General features: G+C 63.9%; 14 protein-coding genes. 5 read left to right on the plus strand and 9 right to left on the minus strand.

Annotated features, from left to right (window positions below; all coding sequences use genetic code 11):
- Positions 1 to 3 precede the first annotated feature (3 nt).
- The 3 genes from pyrH to rpsB are packed head-to-tail and all read right to left on the minus strand — an operon-like array spanning position 4 to position 2,420.
- Entirely contained in the window at positions 4 to 723 is a 720-nt protein-coding gene (gene pyrH / locus SPICUR_RS04950; protein ID WP_023366674.1) for a UMP kinase, read from the minus strand.
- 10 nt (positions 724 to 733) lie between these two features.
- Positions 734 to 1,618, minus strand: a complete 885-nt coding sequence (gene tsf, locus SPICUR_RS04955) for a translation elongation factor Ts (protein ID WP_023366677.1) — start codon at positions 1,616 to 1,618, stop codon at positions 734 to 736.
- Entirely contained in the window at positions 1,608 to 2,420 is an 813-nt protein-coding gene (gene rpsB / locus SPICUR_RS04960) for a 30S ribosomal protein S2 (protein WP_041381696.1), read from the minus strand. Before rpsB ends, tsf begins: the two co-directional genes overlap by 11 nt.
- Before the next feature lie 166 nt (positions 2,421 to 2,586).
- Between rpsB and map the strand changes: the two genes are divergently transcribed.
- The 5 genes from map to dapE are packed head-to-tail and all read left to right on the plus strand — an operon-like array spanning position 2,587 to position 9,259.
- Positions 2,587 to 3,345 (plus strand): type I methionyl aminopeptidase, encoded by a 759-nt coding sequence (gene map, locus SPICUR_RS04965; protein ID WP_023366681.1) that lies wholly within the window; start codon positions 2,587 to 2,589, stop codon positions 3,343 to 3,345.
- Between the two features lies 1 nt (position 3,346).
- Complete coding sequence (gene glnD / locus SPICUR_RS04970) at positions 3,347 to 6,022, plus strand: [protein-PII] uridylyltransferase (protein WP_041382257.1); 2,676 nt, start codon at positions 3,347 to 3,349, stop codon at positions 6,020 to 6,022.
- Positions 6,012 to 7,238 (plus strand): succinyldiaminopimelate transaminase, encoded by a 1,227-nt coding sequence (gene dapC, locus SPICUR_RS04975; RefSeq protein ID WP_023366685.1) that lies wholly within the window; start codon positions 6,012 to 6,014, stop codon positions 7,236 to 7,238. Before glnD ends, dapC begins: the two co-directional genes overlap by 11 nt.
- Positions 7,239 to 7,255: 17 nt before the next feature.
- On the plus strand, positions 7,256 to 8,074 hold the full coding sequence (gene dapD, locus SPICUR_RS04980; RefSeq protein ID WP_023366687.1) for a 2,3,4,5-tetrahydropyridine-2,6-dicarboxylate N-succinyltransferase: 819 nt from the start codon (positions 7,256 to 7,258) through the stop codon (positions 8,072 to 8,074).
- Complete coding sequence (dapE, locus tag SPICUR_RS04985) at positions 8,075 to 9,259, plus strand: succinyl-diaminopimelate desuccinylase (protein WP_023366689.1); 1,185 nt, start codon at positions 8,075 to 8,077, stop codon at positions 9,257 to 9,259.
- Here the strand turns inward: dapE and SPICUR_RS04990 are convergent.
- The 6 genes from SPICUR_RS04990 to hrcA all read right to left on the minus strand — a co-directional run bounded on the left by SPICUR_RS04990 (position 9,219) and on the right by hrcA (position 16,033).
- The gene (locus SPICUR_RS04990; protein ID WP_023366691.1) at positions 9,219 to 10,214 is read right to left on the minus strand and encodes an NAD(P)/FAD-dependent oxidoreductase; all 996 of its coding nucleotides are present in this window, start codon (positions 10,212 to 10,214) and stop codon (positions 9,219 to 9,221) included. The genes dapE and SPICUR_RS04990 overlap by 41 nt on opposite strands.
- 27 nt (positions 10,215 to 10,241) lie before the next feature.
- On the minus strand, positions 10,242 to 11,048 hold the full coding sequence (gene dapB / locus SPICUR_RS04995; RefSeq protein ID WP_023366693.1) for a 4-hydroxy-tetrahydrodipicolinate reductase: 807 nt from the start codon (positions 11,046 to 11,048) through the stop codon (positions 10,242 to 10,244).
- Between the two features lies 1 nt (position 11,049).
- Entirely contained in the window at positions 11,050 to 12,195 is a 1,146-nt protein-coding gene (dnaJ, locus tag SPICUR_RS05000; protein WP_023366695.1) for a molecular chaperone DnaJ, read from the minus strand.
- A 139-nt stretch (positions 12,196 to 12,334) separates the two neighbouring features.
- Complete coding sequence (gene dnaK, locus SPICUR_RS05005; protein WP_041381698.1) at positions 12,335 to 14,263, minus strand: molecular chaperone DnaK; 1,929 nt, start codon at positions 14,261 to 14,263, stop codon at positions 12,335 to 12,337.
- Between the two features lie 67 nt (positions 14,264 to 14,330).
- On the minus strand, positions 14,331 to 14,933 hold the full coding sequence (gene grpE / locus SPICUR_RS05010) for a nucleotide exchange factor GrpE (protein ID WP_023366699.1): 603 nt from the start codon (positions 14,931 to 14,933) through the stop codon (positions 14,331 to 14,333).
- 44 nt (positions 14,934 to 14,977) lie between these two features.
- Positions 14,978 to 16,033 carry a heat-inducible transcriptional repressor HrcA gene (gene hrcA, locus SPICUR_RS05015; protein ID WP_023366701.1) on the minus strand — a complete coding sequence of 352 codons (1,056 nt, stop codon included), beginning with the start codon at positions 16,031 to 16,033 and terminating at the stop codon, positions 14,978 to 14,980.
- Between the last annotated feature and the right edge of the window lie 27 nt (positions 16,034 to 16,060).

The following is a 16,060-nucleotide window of genomic DNA, read 5'->3' on the forward strand; positions in this document are numbered from 1 at the left end:
GCGTTACCCCCGCTCGACCCGTGTACCGACATTCTCACCTTCAACGATGCTTGCCAGTGCCCCGGGTCGGTTAATGTCGAACACGATGATGGGCATATTCTGGTCGCGGCACATGACAATCGCCGTCGCATCCATCACCGACAGCCGCTCATCGAGCACCCGGTCATAGGTCAGGCGCTCATAGCGGAATGCCGAATCATCGTTGACTGGATCCGCCGAATAGACCCCGTCGACCTTCGTCGCCTTGAGCATCACATCCGCTCCGATCTCCACGGAGCGGGGGCTGGCCGCTGAATCGGTCGTAAAAAAGGGATTGCCGGTGCCGGCGGCGAGAATCACCACCCGCCCCTTTTCCAGATGCCGTACGGCCCGACGCCGGATGTAGTCCTCGCAGACCTGGTTGATCTTCACCGCCGACATGACGCGGGTGAAGACACCCTCATGCTCAAGCGCATCCTGCATTGCCAATCCGTTCATCACCGTGGCGAGCATGCCCATATGATCAGCGCTGACCCGGTCCATGCCGGAGGCTGCGAGACCCGCGCCCCGGAAGATGTTACCGCCACCGATCACGAGTGCCACCTCGACCCCGCGGTCGATCAGTGCGTGCACCTCGGCGGCGAGGCGCCGGAGGACCTCGGGATCGATCCCGTAGTCGGCCTCTCCAAGCAACGCCTCGCCGCTGAGCTTTAACAGGATTCGCCGGTAGACTGGATCTGCCATCAGACGACCCTCAGCTACCCTGAATCGTCGCGGCCACCTCGTCGGCGAAGTTCTCTTCCTTCTTCTCGATGCCCTCACCGACCTCGAGCCGCGTGAAGTTGACCACGCGTGCGCCCCTGGCCTCGAGCAGCGCCTCGACGGTCTGGTCTGGATCCTTGACGAAGGGCTGCCCGAGGAGGGTGATTTCGGCGAGCCACTTGCGGAGTCGGCCTTCAACCATCTTATCGATGATTTCCGGCGGCTTGCCCGAAGCCTCGGCCTGCGCCACCAGCACCTCACGCTCGCTTGCCGCGCGCTCCTCGGGCACGTCATCAACGCTCACGCAGACCGGCTGACTCGCGGCGATGTGCATGCACAGATCCCGCCCCAACGCCTCATCACCGCCCTCGAGCTCGATGAGCACGCCAATCCGGCTGCCATGGAGGTAGTGATGGACCTGGGCCGATTCGCTGCCATAGCGCTGGAATCGACGGACCTGAATGTTCTCGCCAATCTTCGCGACCAACTCTTTCTGGGCGAGCTCCACGGCCTCACCGCCCGCTTCGAGCGGCAGTGCCATCAGCGCTTCGCGGTCGGCCGGGTCATCCTCGAGGATCCGTTCGACCACCTTGTTCGCGAATGCCTGAAAATCGTCGCCATTGGCGACAAAATCCGTCTCGCTATTGATCTCCACGATCGCACCGCTGTGCCCGTCACTGGCCACGCGGGCGATCACGGCACCATCCGCCGCCACTCGATCGGCCTTCTTATCCGCCTTGGCGAGTCCGCGCTTGCGCATATGCTCGACCGCCGACTCCATATCGCCGTCGGTCTCAACCAGTGCCTTTTTGCACTCCATCATGCCGGCGCCGGTGCGCTCGCGCAGATCCTTTACCTGTTGTGCACTAATTGCCATGCGTTGTTCCCTTCTGTTCGGTACTCGTCTCGTCGCTGGCCGCCGGTTCGGCTGTCTCGGCTGCAGCGGCCTCGCCAGGCAGCTCGACGAACTCGTCATCGCCCGCCGGCGCCTGCGCCGTGCTCATGCGCGCATCGAGGATCGCATCGGAAATGCCACGCAGATAGAGACGGATCGCTCGGATGGCGTCGTCGTTGCCCGGCACGACATAGTCGACCTCGCGCGGGCTGTTGTTGGTGTCGACAACGGCCACCACCGGAATGCCGAGCTTTTTCGCCTCCTGGATGGCGATCTTTTCGTACCCGACGTCGATCACGAACAGCGCATCGGGCAGCGACTCCATGTTGACGATACCGCCGAAGGAGCGCTCGAGCTTGTCCATCTCACGCTGCAGTGAAAGGACCTCACGCTTGCCAAGCTTCTCGAATGTGCCGTCGGTCTTCTGCTGCTGGAGCTCTTTATAGCGGCGGATCGAGTGCTTCACCGTGCGGAAGTTGGTGAGCATGCCGCCCAGCCAGCGGTGGTTGACGTAGGGCATACCGCAGCGCTCGGCCTCTTCGCGGACGGCATCCTGTGCGGCGCGCTTGGTCCCCACGAAAAGGATCCGACCGCCATTGGCGGCGAGCTTGCCGGCATAGTTAACGGCATCCTCGTAGAGCGGCAGGCTCTTTTCGAGGTTGACGATGTGGATCTTGTTGCGGTGGCCGAAGATATACGGCGCCATCTTCGGATCCCAGTAACGGGTCTGATGGCCGAAATGAACGCCGGCCTCCAGCATCTGGCGCATGGTTACTTTTGCCATGTCTGAAACTCCTTGTGATTGGGTTGAGCCTCCATGGACCCGCAGCTGACAACCTCCAGGGGCACCCCGCCAGCCGTGTCGGACCATGTGTGGTTTTAGATTGAATTGCCCAAAAGGCGGCGTATTTATACCATAGGCGGCTAACAGCGACAATTTGAAAGCCCTCATGACGATTTCCATCAAATCACCCGCCGAGATCGAGAAAATGCGTGAATCCGGCGCACGCGCCGCCGCCGTCCTCGACATGATCGGTGAGCATGTCCGTCCCGGCGTCACCACGGGTGAACTCGATCGCCTCTGTCACGAGAAAATCGAGGCGATGGGGGATATCCCCGCCCCGCTCAACTACCGTGGCTTCCCGAAAGCCACCTGCATCTCCGTCAACCATGTGATCTGCCACGGCATCCCCGGGAGCAAGAAGGTCAAGCGCGGCGACATCCTCAACATCGATGTCACGGTGATCCATGACGGCTGGCATGGCGACACCAGTCGCATGTACTTCGCCGGCGAACCCGGCGTCCAGGCCCAGCGCGTCAGCCGTGTGGCATATGATGCGCTCTACGCCGGTATCGATATCGTCCGTCCCGGCGCCCGGCTTGGAGATATCGGCCATGCCATCCAGTCGTTCGCCGAAGGCCAGGGGTGCTCGGTCGTCCGCGAGTACTGCGGCCATGGCATCGGCCAGGGCTTTCACGAGGATCCCCAGGTCCTCCACCACGGCCAGCCGGGGACCGGCGAGACCCTGAAGCCCGGCATGACCTTCACCATCGAGCCGATGATCAACGCCGGCCGCGCCGAGACCCGTCTACTCGGCGATCAGTGGACCGTTGTCACCAAGGATCACAGCCTCTCCGCCCAGTGGGAGCACACCGTCGCCGTCACCGATGAGGGAGTCGATATCCTGACCCTCAGTGGCGACGACTGACATGATCGATCGGCAGCTGCTCGATCTCGACGCGCTCGATCGTGCGCTCACCGACACGGCCAACGTCACCCCCGTTCTCCAGCGCGCGCTGGCCGATGCGGACGATACGCTGAGTGCCCGATTCCTCGATGGCGAGCCGGCATTCAAGCTCGTACCGCTCCGCGCCGCGGTCATGGATGCGGTGGTCACGCGGGCCTGGGCAATCTGTCTCGGGGATCTCGCCGACCATGCCTGTCTGGCAGCGGTCGGGGGGTACGGCCGCGGTGAGCTGCATCCGGGCTCGGACACCGATCTGATGATCATCATCCCGGCGCCACTGCCCGAGGCTCTCGAGTCGCGCCTCAGCGATCTGGTCACACGACTCTGGGATATCGGTATTGAGGTCGGGCATAGCGTGCGCAGTGTCAACGACTGCGTCGAACAGGCCCGGCGGGACATAACGGTCGCCACGAATCTAATGGAGGCTCGCCCGCTGGCGGGTGATCGGTCGCTATTCGATGCCATGGATGCGGCCACCAGTCCCTATCGAATCTGGTCCGGGCCGGATTTCTTCGAGGCGAAATGGGCGGAGCAGCAAAAACGCCACGAGCGCTACGACGACACCGCCTACAACCTTGAGCCCAACCTCAAGGAAAGCCCCGGCGGGTTGCGCGACATCCATATGATCGGCTGGGTCGCTAAGCGGCACTTCAACGCCGGGGCACTCAGTGACCTCGTCGACCTTGGATTCCTCAGCGAGAGTGAATACGAGGAGCTGATCCAGGGCCAGCATTTCCTGTGGGATATCCGCTTCGCGCTGCATCGGCTCGCGGGTCGCCGGGAGGACCGCCTCCTGTTTGACTATCAGGCCGATCTCGCCCGTCAGTTTGGTTACAAGGACGCGGAGCACACCCTCGCGGTGGAGCAGTTCATGCAGCGATACTATCGCATGATCAAGCGCTTATCGCGGCTTAATGAGATGCTGCTGCAGCTCTATCAGGAAACCATCCTCTACACCGAACTCGATGAGAAACCGCAGCTGCTCAACAAGCGTTTTCAGATCAAGCGGGGCTTTATCGAGATCACACACCGCAACGTCTTTCAGCGCTATCCCTTTGCCATGCTTGAGCTTTTCCTGCTCATGCAGCAGCACCCGGAGATCCGCGGTATCCGCGCCGCGACGATCCGTCAGCTCCGTGAGCACCGTCATCGCATCAATAACGCCTTCCGCCGCGATCTGCGCGCCCGAAGCCTGTTCATGGAGATCTTCCGCCAGCCTGCAGGCATTACCCATGCGCTGCGGCGCATGCACAGCCACGGCATTCTGGGGCGCTACATCCCGGCGTTCGCGACGATCACCGGTCGAATGCAGTACGACCTGTTCCACGTCTATACCGTCGATACCCACACGCTGATGGTGGTCAGTAACCTGCGGCGGCTCAGCGTGCCCGAGCATCGCGACGAATTCCCGCTCCTCAGCGAGATCCACTCGCGCCTGCCCAAGCCTGAACTGCTCTACCTGGCCGCCCTCTTTCACGATATCGCCAAGGGGCGGGGCGGCGATCATTCCGAACTCGGCGCCGAAGACGCTTATGCGTTCTGCCTGCAGCATGGTCTGTCGCGCTATGACTGCCGATTCGTCGCGTGGCTGGTACGCAAGCACCTGTTAATGTCCATGACCGCGCAGCGCCGGGACATCAGCGACCCCGGCGTGATCAACGAGTTTGCCGGCGAGGTTGGCGATCGCAAGCATCTCGAGTATCTCTACCTGCTCACGGTTGCCGATATACGGGCCACCGACGCCAAGCTCTGGAACAACTGGCGCAAGTCGCTCCTCCAGGAGCTCTATCGCCGCACGGCCCAGGCACTCCGGCGCGGGCTCGGCCAGCCGATCGACGAGGATGAGCTTGTGGCCGAGGCGCAGCATCGTGCCCGCGAGCTACTCCGGCACAAGGGCCTGCACCACATGACGGTGCGCTCGATCTGGCGCCATTTCACGCCGGATTACTTCCTACGCTACTCGGCGGCCGAGGTGGCCTGGCACACCGCGGCGATCCACGCCGCCGGCGATGCCGCTCATGCGCCGCTGGTACTGGTTGAACCGGACACCCAGCGCGGCGGCATCGAGGTATTCATCTATACCCGCGACCGCGACAATATCTTCGCGCTGGCGGTGTCGGCGCTGGATCAGTTGAGCCTGGATATCCTCGATGCGCGCATCATCACCACCGACAACGGTTATACGCTGGATAGCTTTCTGGTCCACACCCCGACCGGCGGCGACGATCCCACCGCGACAGCCGTGACCATCCGCGAGACATTGCGCACCCATCTCGCTGACCCGAAGACGCTGCCCGAGCCTGCCACCGGCGCCACACCCCGTCGGCTGCGGCATTTCAATACGATGACGCAGGTCGATTTCAGTGACGACACCCGTAACAACCGCACCGCCATGGAGCTGATTGCCGGTGATCAGCCCGGGCTGCTCGCGCAGGTCGGTTACACACTGGCGCGCCATGGCCTGCGGGTACAGAACGCCAAGATCGCGACCCTCGGTGAACGCGCCGAAGATGTCTTTTTCATGACCGATGATGCGAATGCGCCACTCGGGAGTGCTATCCGGCAGCAATTGCGCAGTGAACTGCTGAGCGCGTTTGATGATGATTCGGACATCATGCGGAGGGGTGATGGTGTCTAACCGGTATAACCCCGGCCAGCCCGGGCTCGCCGAGCTGCAGCCCTACCCCTTCGAGCGCCTGCGCACGCTGTTGGCGGATGTCGAACCACCTTCGGATCAGCCATCGGTCCCACTGTCCATCGGTGAGCCCAAGCATCCGGTGCCGGCATTGATCGCCGATGCGCTTCATGCCGGCGTTGCCGAAAGTCTCGGCCGCTACCCCGCTACGGCGGGGCAGCCGGCGCTCCGTGAAGCCATTGCAGCCTGGCTTGGCGAACGGTTTCGGTTAGGGGATACGGGCGTCGATCCGGAGCGGCACATCCTGCCGGCAGCAGGGACCCGAGAGGCGCTGTTCGCCGTCACCCAGGCCCTGCTCGATCCGGCCAGTCGCCCCGATGTACTCATGCCCAACCCCTTCTACCAGATCTACGAAGGCGCGGCCCTGCTCGCGGGTGGCCGGCCCCGCATGCTCAATACCGATGCGGACAGCGGTCTGCCGATGATCGAGGCATTCAGCGATGCCGACTGGGCACGCTGCGGGCTGATCTATCTATGTAGTCCCGGCAATCCGACCGGCCGGGTCATCCCGCAGGGGTTCTGGGAACGGCTTTTCCGCCTGCAGGACCGCCACGGCTTCGTGATCGCCGCCGACGAGTGCTACAGCGAGCTCTATCGCGACGAGACGCGGGCGCCGCTGGGCCTTCTGCAGGCCTGCGCCGCGGATGGCCGTGACCGCTTTGAGGGATGCCTGGTCTTTCACAGCCTGTCAAAACGCTCCAACGTTCCCGGGCTTCGCTCCGGGTTCATCGCCGGTGATGCGCGGCTCATTGAGGCGTTCAGGGCCTATCGCACCTACCAGGGCTGTGCCCTGCCCCTGCATGTGCAGCGCGCCAGTCAGGCGGCGTGGTCCGACGAAACCCATGTTTTCGAAAACCGCGAGGCCTATCGCGAGAAATTCCGCCGCGCCCGGTCGATCCTCGCCGATGTGGCGCCGTATCGCGACCCCGAAGCCGGTTTCTACATCTGGCTGCCGGTCCCCGGTGGTGATGACGAGACATTCACCCGTGCGCTCTACGCCCGCACCGGAATCACGGTCCTGCCGGGTCGCTATCTGTCGCGTCCCACCGCCAACGGCGATCCCGGCGCCGGCCATGTCCGCATGGCACTGGTCGCCGATACCGCGGTCTGCGAGGATGCCATGCATCGTATCCGTCAATTCATCGAGCAACCGAAGTGACTCACGGAGAGCATTCAATGGAATCCATCCAGGCAACGATCGAGACCGCTTTCGAGCGGCGCGACACACTGACGCCGGCAAACGCCCCCGCCGAACTGCATGATGCCGTGGCGGAGGCGCTGGGGCGACTGGATCGGGGCGAGGCCCGAGTGGCCGAGAAGATGCACGGCGACTGGCAGGTCAATGAGTGGCTGAAAAAGGCCGTGCTGCTCTCATTCCGCCTTACCCCCAATCAGCGTATCCGCGGCGGTGAGACGGATTATTTCGACAAGGTCGCGATGAAGTATGCCGACTACAACAGCGCCGATTTCGAGGCGGATGGTGTCCGCGTCGTCCCGCCGGCCGCCGCCCGTCGTGGCGCCTATATCGCCGAAGGCGTGGTGCTGATGCCCTCCTATGTCAACATCGGCGCCTATGTCGATCGCGGCACGATGGTCGATACCTGGGCGACGGTCGGCTCCTGTGCCCAGATCGGGCGCAATGTCCATCTCTCCGGCGGCGCCGGCATCGGTGGTGTGCTCGAGCCCCTACAGGCCAGCCCCACCATTGTGGAGGACAACTGCTTTATCGGTGCGCGCTCCGAGATCGTCGAGGGCGTTCGGGTCGAGGAAGGCGCTGTCATCTCGATGGGCGTATTCATCGGCCAGAGCACTAAGATCTACAACCGCGAGACCGGCGAGGTAATCCATGGCCGCGTGCCGGCTGGCGCTGTCGTGGTACCCGGCAGTCTGCCCGCTGCCGACGGCAGTCACAGCCTTGCCTGCGCGGTCATCATCAAGCATGTCGACGCTCAGACCCGTGCCAAGGTCGGCATCAATGAGCTGCTCCGGCCCTGAATGGCGGATCATAACGCCATGGATAGCGCCGCGAGTGCTGATCGGGCTGTCGCACTGACCGAGGCCCTGATTGCCCGCGCTTCGGTGACGCCCAGCGATGCGGGCTGCCAGTCACAGATCGCCGCCCATCTGGAAAGCGCCGGTTTCACGATCGACTGGCTGCCGCGCGGCGAGGTCACCAACCTGCTCGCGACCCGTGGTCAGTCGGGCCCACTGTTGCTGTTTGTCGGCCACACCGATGTGGTGCCCCCCGGACCGGCGGCTGACTGGCAGTCGCCACCGTTCGCGCCAACGCGACGCGACGGCTACCTCTACGGTCGCGGCAGCGCCGACATGAAGACGAGCGTCGCCGCCTTCGTGACCGCCTGCGAAACGCTAGCAGCCACCCCCTCGGCCACCGATGGTCTGCGTATCGCCATTGCGCTCACCAGTGACGAGGAGGGGCCAGCGCAGGACGGGATACGGGCGATTGCGCCGGTCATCGCCGATCGCCTCGGTACGATTGACTGGTGTCTGGTGGGGGAGCCGAGCAGCCAATCGACCCTGGGCGACACCATCCGAGTGGGTCGACGCGGCTCACTGAGTGGCGAGATCACGGTCACCGGTCGCCAGGGCCATGTCGCCTACCCGGATCAGGCGGATAACCCCCTTCATCGCCTGACTCCAGTGCTGGCGGAGCTTGTCAACGTGCAATGGGATACCGGGACCGACGAATTCCCCCCGACCCAGCTACAGGTCACTGGCATTGATACCGACACAGACGCCGGTAACGTCATCCCGGGCCGGGCATCGGCTCGGTTCAACCTTCGCTATTCCCCCGCCACCACCGCCGAGGCATTGCAGCAACGCATCGCTCAGACGCTTGATGCCCATGCCCCGACGGCGGCGATCGACTGGCATCACTCCGCGGTTCCGTTCGCCAGCGATGCCGGTCCCCTGCGGCAGGCGGTCATCGATGTGATTGCGGCGCAGACCGGCGCAGCGCCGATCGCCAACACCGCTGGCGGGACATCCGACGGGCGCTTCATCGCCCCGCTGGGCGCAGAAGTGGTGGAATTCGGGCCGGTCAATCAGAGCATCCATCAGGTCGATGAACATGTCGCCCTGGCGGCCATCGGTCAGCTCACCGAGGCCTATGAGGCGATCATCCGACAGCTGGGCCGGTCTGCTCCGCTCCCAGACTGAGTAGCCGCCGCGCGGCCGCTTGACCACTTCGCCAGGCCCCCTCGACCCGGCCGTCGGCGACCCAGTCACCGGCACAGAGCAGATGATCATGCTCGAGATAACCGGCAGACTCGGCCAGTGCAGCCCGGGCCCGGGCAAAGCGCCAGCGATGGGCGATGCGGTCACGAATCAGTGGCTGCCGCCGCACCAGTTCTGAAAAGGACTGCGCAAGGAACTCTCCGGCGGCATCTTCCGACCACTCAATGTTTGCCTCGCTCCAGGCATCCGTTGCGTGCAGCGTCCAGATCTCGGGGTCGTCCGGGCGCTGCGGCCGGGAGCCCAGCCGCGCGACCCAGCCAAGTGGACCGCTGCTTGGAAAACCAGCCTCAAAATCCACATCAAGCGGTTTCTCGAGCACCACACCGACCGACCAGCAGGGCTGCATCGGCGCGGCAGCCGCCCGCGCGGCCAGACGCGGGCTGGGCTCAGCCAGCAGCGACTGGGCCTGAGGGGCCGGAGCCGTGAGCAGTACACTATCGAACCGACCCAGGCACTCACCGTGACGATCATAAATCGCCCAGTCCGACGACTCACGGATCATCTCACTGACCTGGACACCGCAGTGCACATCCACCCCATCAGCCATGTGACGGGCCAGTGCGGACATACGCGGCACCGCCACCAGCCGCTCCTGCGCACGGGCCGGCTGGCGTTCAGGGAGAACCATGGGGGTAACGACCCATGGCTCCACGACCCCGGCCCGCCGCCAATCATCCACCGCCGCCCGGAACGCACCGTCGCGAGCAGTGAAGTACTGCGTGCCCAGATCGATGCCTCCGTAGGAGGTACGCTTGCTGACGATGCGTCCGCCGGGGCCACGCCCTTTATCAAAGACGACCGGCTCGACGCCGGCGTTCCTCAGTGCGCCAGCCGCGCTAAGCCCGGCGATGCCTGCCCCGATAATGGCGATGCGCATGGTCGACTCCCTGCGTTCCACGCCGCTTCAGCCCTTGAGGCCGAGGACGTCCTCCATATCGTAGCGGCCCGCCGGCTGCGCCGTTAACCACCGGGCGGCCCGAAGGGCACCGCGGGCAAAGGTCTCGCGACTCCCGGCGCGATGCGTCAGCTCGATGCGCTCACCGTCGCCGGCGAGCATCACCGTATGCTCACCGACGATATCGCCCCCACGAAGGGCCTGGAAGCCGATTGCACCGACCGGGCGCTCGCCGGTTGCACCTTCACGAGCGTAGATCGCCTGATCGTCAAGCCGCACGCCCCGTCCCTCAGCCACCGACTGCCCGAGGGCACGTGCAGTGCCTGACGGTGCATCCCGTTTATGGCGATGATGCGCCTCAACGATCTCGACGTCATAGTCGCTGTCGAGCGCCGCGGCGGCCGTGCGGACCAGCTGCTGGAGGAGCGTCACGCCACTGCTGTAGTTAGCGGCATAGACGATGGGCAGCGACGCGGCGGCGGCGTCGATAGCGCTCGTGCCCTCGGCACCGATCCCCGTGGTGCCGATCACCAACGGACAGCCGGCCGTTAACGCGGCTTCGAGGTTACCGGGCAGGCCCGCCGGAAGCGTGAAATCAATGGCCACATCGGCGCCCGCCAGGGCACTCCGTACCGATGTTGAAACGCTGACACCAAGCGCTCCGCACCCGGCCAATGTACCGGCATCCTGACCCTCCGCGTCGCTGCCTGGCCGGGCCGTCGCGCCGGCAAGCGTCAGCCCATCGGCATCACCAATCAGCCGGATAAGTGTCCGTCCCATCCGACCGGAGGCACCGAGGATCGCGATTCGGGTCATTTCAGAGTTTCATCCGATCAAAGAATGACTTCACCGAGTCCAGCCACGAGCTGCCCCGTGGATTATGGTGCTGGCCATCCTGATCCAGCGTCTCGGCGAGTTCCTCGAGCAGCTCTTTCTGCCGGCCCGTGAGATTGACGGGTGTCTCCATCATGACCCGGCAGAGCAGATCACCGTGGGTACCGCCACGCACCGGCTTCACGCCCTTGCCGCGGACCCGGAAGACCTTGCCGGACTGGGTACCCGCCGGGATACGCAGCGTGACGCGCCCGCCCAGCGTGGGCACCTCGATTTCACCCCCGAGGGCCGCCGTGGTCACGCTCAGCGGGATATCACAGCGCAGATCGGCGCCTTCACGGGTAAAGATCGGATGGGGTTTCACCACCATTTCCACGTACAGATCCCCCGGCGGGCCACCCTGCTCACCGGGCTCGCCCTCGCCGCTCAGCCGGATACGATCACCGGTATCAACACCCGGCGGGACCTGAACATGCAGGGTCTTCTGATCGGACACCGTCCCATTGCCCCGACACTTGCGACAGGGATCGCTGATCACCTGACCAGTCCCCTGGCAGCGCGGGCAGCTCTGCTGGATCGAGAAAAAGCCCTGCTGGACACGGACATCACCATGGCCATTACAGGTGGGACAGGTCTCGGGCTCGCTACCCGGCGCCGCACCGCTGCCCTCGCAGGCGTCACATTCCACCTGCGTGGGAATACGGATGTCCTGCTCGACACCCTGGACCGCCTCTTCGAGTGAAATCTCCATGCGATAGCGCAGATCGGCGCCGCGGAAGGCACGCCCACCGCCGCGACCGCCACCACCGAAGATATCGCCGAAGACATCGGAGAAGATATCGGCGAAGTCGGCGCTGCCGCGGCCGAATCCACCGCCGCCGGCGCCACCGCCGCCCGCACTGGGATCGACGCCGGCATGACCGAACTGATCATAAGCCGATCGCTTCTGCGGATCGCTCAAGACCTCGTAGGCTTCCTTCACCTCCTTGAAGCGCACCTCGGCGTCGCCGTCATCCGGATTCCGGTCCGGATGGTATTTCATCGCCAGACGGCGATAGGCCTTTTTTAGATCGCTCTCCGAGGCGTTCTTGGAGACCTCGAGAATTTCGTAATAGTCGCGTTTTGCCATGGTGCCCGTACTAACCGTTGTCGTTGCAGAGTAACGGCCGCTTCGCTAACAGCAAAGGCGCAGGCACCGAATGCCGGCCAGAGCCGGATCAGACGGTGAGCTGCGCCTTGCCGACGAAGCGGAAGACCGCGGGACGGTCTTACTTCTTGTCGTCGTCCTTGACTTCCTCGAAATCGGCGTCGACGACATCGTCCTGATCGGACTCCGCCTTGCCGCTGTCGCCAGACTGCTCACCGCCGTCATCGGCGCCGGCGTCCTGGTAGAGCTTCTCGGCAATCTTGCCCGATGCGGTGGCGAGCGCCTCGGTGGCGGACTCGATGGCGTCCTTGTCGCTGCCCTTCACCGCCTCTTCGAGGTTGGTGATGGCCTCTTCGACAGACTGCTTTTCCTCGTCCGAGACCTTGTCACCGGCCTCCTCGAGGCTCTTGCGCGCACCATGGATCAGACCATCGGCCTGGTTGCGGGCCTCCACCAGCTCACGGGCCTTGCGGTCTTCCTCGGCGTTCGACTCCGCGTCATCCACCATCCGCTCGATGTCCTCGTCCGACAGCCCGCCTGAGGCGCGGATCTGGATCGACTGCTCCTTACCGGTGCCCTTGTCCTTCGCAGTGACATGGAGGATACCGTTGGCGTCGATGTCGAAGGTCACCTCGACCTGCGGTACACCACGCGGTGCCGGCGGGATATCGGACAGATCGAACTTACCCAGCGACTTGTTATCGTTGGCCATCTCCCGCTCGCCCTGCAGGACATGCACGGTGACCGCACTCTGGTTGTCCTCGGCAGTGGAGAACACCTGATTGGCCTTGGTCGGGATTGTGGTGTTCTTCTCGATCAGCTTGGTCATCACACCGCCGAGCGTCTCGATACCGAGCGACAGCGGGGTGACGTCGAGCAGCAGCACGTCCTTGACGTCACCGCCGAGCACGCCGCCCTGGATGGCCGCACCGACCGCAACCGCCTCATCCGGATTGACATCGCGGCGGGCGTCCTTGTCGAAGAATGACTTCACCGCTTCCTGGACCTTCGGCGTACGGGTCTGGCCGCCCACCAGGATCACCTCGTCGACATCGCTCGCTTTGAGACCGGCATCCTTCAATGCCACCTCGCAGGGCTTGATGGTGCGCTTGACCAGCGACTCAATGAGGCTTTCGAGCTTGGCCCGCGTGAGCTTGAGATTGAGATGCTTGGGCCCGGTGTTATCCGCCGTGATGTAGGGCAGATTGACCTCGGTCTGCTGCGCCGAGGAGAGCTCGATCTTGGCCTTCTCAGCGGCTTCCTTGAGCCGCTGCAGCGCCAGCCGGTCGCCGGACAGGTCGATGCCCTGGTCCTTCTTGAACTCGGCGATCAGGTAATCGATGACCGCGCGGTCGAAGTCCTCGCCCCCGAGGAAGGTATCGCCGTTGGTGGACAGCACCTCGAACTGGTGCTCGCCCTCAACTTCCGCGATCTCAATGATCGAGACGTCGAACGTACCGCCACCGAGGTCGTAGACCGCGACCTTGCGATCGCCACCCTGTTTATCGAGTCCATAGGCGAGCGCGGCGGCGGTCGGCTCGTTGATGATCCGCTTGACCTCGAGCCCCGCGATACGGCCGGCATCCTTGGTCGCCTGACGCTGCGAGTCATTGAAGTACGCCGGTACGGTGATGACCGCCTCAGTCACTTCCTCGCCGAGGTAGTCCTCGACAGTGCTCTTCATTTTCTGCAGGACGCGTGCGGAGACCTCCGGCGGCGCCATTTTCTTGTCGCGCACTTCGACCCAGGCGTCGGCATTGTCCGCTTTGACGATGCTATAGGGCATCTCGCGAACGTCGCGCTGGACGACGTCTTCTTCGAACTTACGACCGATCAGCCGCTTGATCGCGTGCAGCGTATTCTCAGGGTTGGTGACGGCCTGGCGCTTGGCGGCCGCGCCGACGAGCACCTCGCCATCCTCGGTAAAGGCCACGGTGGACGGCGTGGTGCGGTCGCCCTCCGCGTTCTCGATGACCCGTGCCGAGCCACCTTCCATGACGGCGACGCAGGAATTCGTTGTTCCCAGGTCAATGCCTATGATCTTACCCATCAGAGATTGCTCCTCAATATCCTAAACTTCGTGTTGCCGGCAGATGTGGTGCCGCCCAACGGATTTTTCAAGCCCCGTCCCCTGAATCGGTCGGGGCCTTTGAAACGATCACCCGCGCCGGCCGGAGCAGACGCTCGCCGATCCGATAGCCTTTCTGGATCACCGTCACCACGGTGTTGGGCTCGTAGTCGGCCGTCTCCTGCGCGGTCATCGCCTCGTGACGCTCCGGGTCAAACCGCTCGCCCTGCGGATCGATGGCCTCGATGCTGAACTTATCAAGCGCCTGGTCGAACATCCGCAGTGTGAGCTCTGAGCCCTCGGCAAGCCGCGCCGCATCGGCGTTCTCTTCCTGCGCGGCCTTGAGGCCCATTTCGAGGCTATCCTTAACCGCGAGCAGTTCACCGGCAAGCTTCTCCAGCGATTGCTGCCGAGCCGCAGCCACATCCTTTTCCGAGCGCCGGCGCAGGTTTTCCATTTCGGCGCGGGCGCGCAGATACTCGCTCCAGTTCTCCTGGGCACGGGCCTCGGCCGCCTCGAGTGCCGCGCTGAGCTCCTCCGGTGTCCGCTGCTCGGTGTCTCCCTCGAGCGTCTCGCCGGACTGGTCCGCCGTCACCGGGTCGGTCGGCTGTTCTTCGTCGGGCTGGGCCGCCTGTTTATCGTCTTCGTTCATGCTTCGCTCCGCTGTTGGAAATCACCTGATCGCAGAAGTGGGGATCAATGCGTGGGTTTCAAGGCATGCCCGAGCAGACGTGCCGTGACATCGACGATGGGGATGATGCGGTCGTATTCCATGCGCGTCGGGCCAATCACGCCGAGCACGCCCAGCACGTCGTCATCGGTCCGGTAGGTGGAGGTCACCAGACTGACACCGTCAAAGGCCTGATAGCCCGACTCCTGGCCGATGAAGATCTGCACCCCGTCCGCCGACAGGCAGCGGTCGAGGAGATGGAGTATGTCGCGTTTACGGCCGAATGCCTCGAACAGTTCCTTGAGCTTTTCGACGCTGGCGAGCTCGGCGAGGGTCATCAGATTGGTCTCGCCCGCCATCACGAAATCGTCGTCCTCGCCCGCGTCGCCGGCGAACAGCTCACGCGCCACCGCAATGGCCGAGCTCATCTGAGCATTGACGTCATGCTGATCCGCCTGCATTGCTTCGAGCAGGCCACGGCGGACATCGCCCACGCTCTTGCCGGCGAATTCCGCCGACAGGAAATTCGAGACCTGCTGGAGCTCGGCGGCACTGTAATCGCGATCGGTCTCGATCACGCGGTTCTGCACCTCGGAGTCATTGAGCACAAGAATCGCCAGGATCCGGCGCGGTGACAGCGGCAGGAATTCGATATGCCGGATCGCCCCGTGATCCCGCCGCGGCAGCGTCACCACACCGGCGAGGTGGGTAAGCCCGGAGAGTACGTTCGATGCCGAGTCCACCAGTGAATCGGTATTACCCGCCCCGTCGAGCCGGATTCGCAGGCTCTCGGCGTCGAGCCCGGTGTCGCGACGGGCGCTCAATAGGGTATCGACGAAAAATCGGTAGCCCCGATCGGTGGGGATGCGGCCCGCGGAGGTATGGGGCGAGCGCACATAGCCCGCCTCCTCGAGATCGGCCATGACGTTGCGAATCGATGCCGCACTCAGATCAAGCTCGGTTTCGCGGGTGAGCGCCCGTGAGCCGACGGGCTGACCGTCGCGGATATAGCGATGCACCAGCACTCTCAGCAGGTGCTGCGAACGAGCACTGAGTGGCTCGTCGCGACGTCGCTGAACCATAGCATCCTCCCGGGATTGGCACTCCAG

Origin of the sequence: Spiribacter curvatus (genome assembly GCF_000485905.1) — a bacterium.
Lineage (GTDB): Bacteria > Pseudomonadota > Gammaproteobacteria > Nitrococcales > Nitrococcaceae > Spiribacter > Spiribacter curvatus.